Origin of the sequence: Streptomyces sp. SM1 (assembly GCF_002910825.1) — a bacterium.
Classification (GTDB): Bacteria; Actinomycetota; Actinomycetes; order Streptomycetales; family Streptomycetaceae; genus Streptomyces; species Streptomyces okerensis.
The window spans coordinates 1-3,683 of the sequence record NZ_NEUB01000732.1 but is presented as its reverse complement, the minus strand read 5'-3'; the positions used below and the strand labels follow the sequence as shown (position 1 = coordinate 3,683).

The window sequence follows — 3,683 nt, the reverse complement described above, 5'->3', positions numbered from 1 at the left end:
GGGCGATCTGGGCGCCGAGCCCGCCGGTGCCGCCGGTGATGAGGACGGTGCCCTCGGGGGTCCAGTCGCGGGCCGGGGGCGTGTCGCCGAGCGGGGCGTGGACGAGCCTGCGGCCGAAGACGCCGGAGGCGCGTACCGCGAGCTGGTCTTCGCCGTCCGGGCTGGTGAGCGCTTCGGCCAGCCGGGTGGCGGCCCGGTCGTCGAGGCGTTGCGGCAGGTCCACCAGTCCCGCCCAGCGCTGCGGGTATTCGACCCCGGCGACCCCGCCGAGGCCCCAGACCAGTGCCTGGAGGGTGCTGTCGATCGGGTCGGAGCGGCCGACCGACACGGCGCCGCGTGTGGCGCACCAGAGCGGGGCGTCGGCGCCAAGGTCGCCGAGCGCCTGGAGGAGGCCGACGGTCAGGGTGAGCCCGAGGGGCAGGGCCGAGCCGTCGCCGTGCGGTTCTTCGGCCAGGGCGAGCAGGGACAGCGCCCCGGCGGGCGGCCCGCCGGCCCGTTCGTGCGCTTCGCGCAGCTGTACTGCGAACCGGGCCCGGTCGGTCGCGTCGGGGCCCGCTTCGACGAGGACCGGTACGGCGCCGTGTCCGCGCAGGGCGTCCATGGCAAAGACGACGGCCGGGTGGGCCGTGTGACCGGCCGGGATGACGACGAGCCAGTTCCCGGTGAGGCGGGCCGGTCCGGCGGTCGGCAGGGGCTTCCAGGCGACCCTGTAGCGCCAGCTGTCGACGGTCCGGTCGCTGTGCCGGCCGCGCGCCCAGTCGGCGAGGGCGGGCACCAGGGAGGCGAGGGCGGCGCGCAGTTCGCCGTCCTCGACGCGCAGGGTGGTGGCGAGGGCGTCGAGGTCTCCGTGGTCGACCGCCTCCCAGAACCCGGAGTCGGCCGGGCCGGTGCCGGCCGCGGCGACGGCGGCGGACGGGTCGGGGGCGACGGGGTCGAGCCAGTAGCGCTGCTCCTGGAAGGCGTACGTGGGCAGCGGCCGGGTGCGGGCGCCGGTCCCGGCGAACACCGCCTCCCAGTCCACCGGCACTCCGCGCACCTGGAGTTCGGTGAGCGAGGCGAGGAAGCGGGCGCGGCCGCCCTCGGTGCGGCGCAGGGTGCCGACGACGACTCCGCCGGAGGCCCCGGCGGCCTCGACGGCCTGCTGGATCCAGACGGTCAGGGCGGGGTGGGTGCTGCATTCGACGAAGGTGTGGTGGCCGTCGGCGATCAGCACGTCGACGGCCCGCCCGAACTCGACGGGCCGGCGCAGGTTGTCGTACCAGTACGCGGCGTCCAGGCCGCGGGTGTCGAGCGGGCCACCGGTGACCGTGGAGTAGAAGGGGACGTCGGAGGTACGGGGCGCGGTGCCGGCGAGGAGGGTGAGCAGTTCCTCGCGGATCTCCTCCACCTGCGCGGAGTGCCCGGCGAATTCCACGCCGGGGACCGGCCAGGTCAGCACGCCCGCCTCGGAGTACTGCGCGCGCAGTACGTCCAGGGCGGCGGGTTCGCCGGAGACGGTGACCGAGGTCGGCCCGTTGACGGCGGCGACGTCGAGGGCGCCGTCATAAGCTGCGAGGACGTCCCGTACGGCGTCGGCCGACAGGGGTACGAACAGCATACCGCCACGGCCGGTCAGGGCGAGCAGGGCCCGGCTGCGCAGGGCGACGATGCGGGCCGCGTCCTCCAGCGAGAGCGCGCCGGCCACGCAGGCGGCGGCGATCTCGCCCTGGGAGTGGCCGACGACGGCGTCGGGGGTGACGCCGTGCGCCCGCCACAGCTCGGCCAGCGAGACCATCACGGCGAACAGCACCGGCTGGACCACGTCCACCCGGTCCAGCGGGGGCGTGCCGGGTTCGTCCCGCAGGACCGCGAGCGGCGACCAGTCCAGGTGTGGGGCGAGGGCGCGTTCGCAGGCTTCGATCCGGTCGGCGAACGCCGGTGCGTGCAGGAGGAGTTCGCGGGCCATGCCGGCCCACTGGGAGCCCTGGCCGGGGAAAACGAAGACGGTTCGGGACGATCCGGCGGCGGTGCCTTCGACCAGGCCGGGAGCGCGCTCGCCGGCGGCCAGCGCGGCCAGGCCGCCCAGCAGGGCCGCCCGGTCATCGCCGACGACGGCGGCGCGGTGGTCGAAGGCGGTCCTGGTGGTCGCCAGGGTGTGGCCGACGTCGGCGGACGGTATCTCCGGGTGCTCCGTCAGGTGCGCGTGCAGCCGGGCCGCCTGGGCCCGCAGGGCCTCGGCGCCGGACCCGGACAGCACCCACGGCACGGCGACGGGCACGGCCTGCGGGTAGGGTACGCCTGCGTCGGCGGGCACCGACTGGGCTGCTACGGCCGCGGATTCGGTCGATGAGGGCCCGCCCGGCACGGCCTCGGCCGGTACCGGCTCGGCGGGCGGCTGCTCGATGATCACGTGGGCGTTGGTGCCGCTGAGGCCGAACGAGGACACACCGGCCCGGCGCGGGCGTCCCGTCTCCGGCCAGGGGGTGGCCTCGGTGAGCAGGGCGACGGCGCCGGCCGTCCAGTCGACGTTCGGGGTCGGCCGGTCGATGTGCAGGGTCCGCGGCAGCTGTCCGTGCCCCATGGACAGCACCATCTTGATGATGCCGCCGACCCCGGCGGCGGCCTGGGTGTGCCCGATGTTCGACTTCAGCGACCCCAGCCACACCGGCCGCCCCTCGGGCCGGTCCTGACCGTACGTGGCCAGCAGCGCGTCGGCCTCGATCGGGTCGCCCAGCCGGGTGCCGGTGCCGTGGGCTTCGACGGCGTCCACGTCGGCGGCCGACAGGCGGGCGTTGGCGAGCGCGTCGCGGATCACCCGCTGCTGGGCCAGGCCGCTGGGCGCGGTGAGCCCATTGCTCGCGCCGTCCTGGTTGATCGCCGAGCCGCGCAGCACCGCGAGGACCGGGTGGCCGTTGCGGCGGGCGTCCGAGAGGCGTTCCAGGACCAGCAGGCCGACGCCCTCGGCCATGCCGAAGCCGTCCGCGGAGGCCGCGAAGGACTTGCAGCGCCCGTCCTCGGCGAGGCCGCGCTGCCGGCTGAAGCCGGTGAAGGAGAGCGGGGTGCCCATCACGGTGGCGCCGCCCGCCAGGGCCAGCCGGCATTCGCCCGAACGCAGCGACTGCGCGGCCAAGTGGACCGCCACCAGCGACGAGGAGCAGGCGGTGTCCACGGTCACGGCAGGGCCCTGGAGGCCCAGTTGGTAGGAGACCCGGCCGGACAGCACACTGGTGGAGATGCCCGCGATGAACAGGCCCTCCAGTTCCTCGGGGACGTCCCGCAGGTTGCCGCCGTAGCCCTGGTAGGAGGCTCCGGCGAAGATGCCGGTGGGGGTGCCGCGGAGGGAGGTCGGGTCGATGCCGGCGCGTTCGATCGCCTCCCAGGAGGTGGTGAGCAGCAACCGTTGCTGCGGGTCCATGGCGCGTGCCTCGCGCGGCGAGATGCCGAAGAAGGCGGGGTCGAAGCGGTCCGCGTCGCGGACGAACCCGCCTGCGGCGGTGTAGCTCCTGCCGGGCCGGTCGGGGTCCGCGTCATAGAGCGCGTCGAGGTCCCAGCCGCGGTCGTCGGGCAGGCCGGAGACCGCGTCGCGCCCGTCGGCGACCAGCCGCCACAGCTCCTCGGGGGTGCGGACCCCGCCGGGGTAGCGGCAGCTCATGGAGACGATGACGATCGGGTCGTCGTCCGCGGCGGCCACGATCGCGGGGGGC

At 75.6% G+C, this 3,683-nt stretch carries 1 protein-coding gene; it reads right to left on the bottom strand.

What is annotated here, in order from left to right; all coding sequences use genetic code 11:
* Positions 1 to 3,683: type I polyketide synthase (locus tag B9S61_RS21310; RefSeq protein ID WP_146064908.1), on the bottom strand; the 3,683-nt coding region annotated here is incomplete at both ends.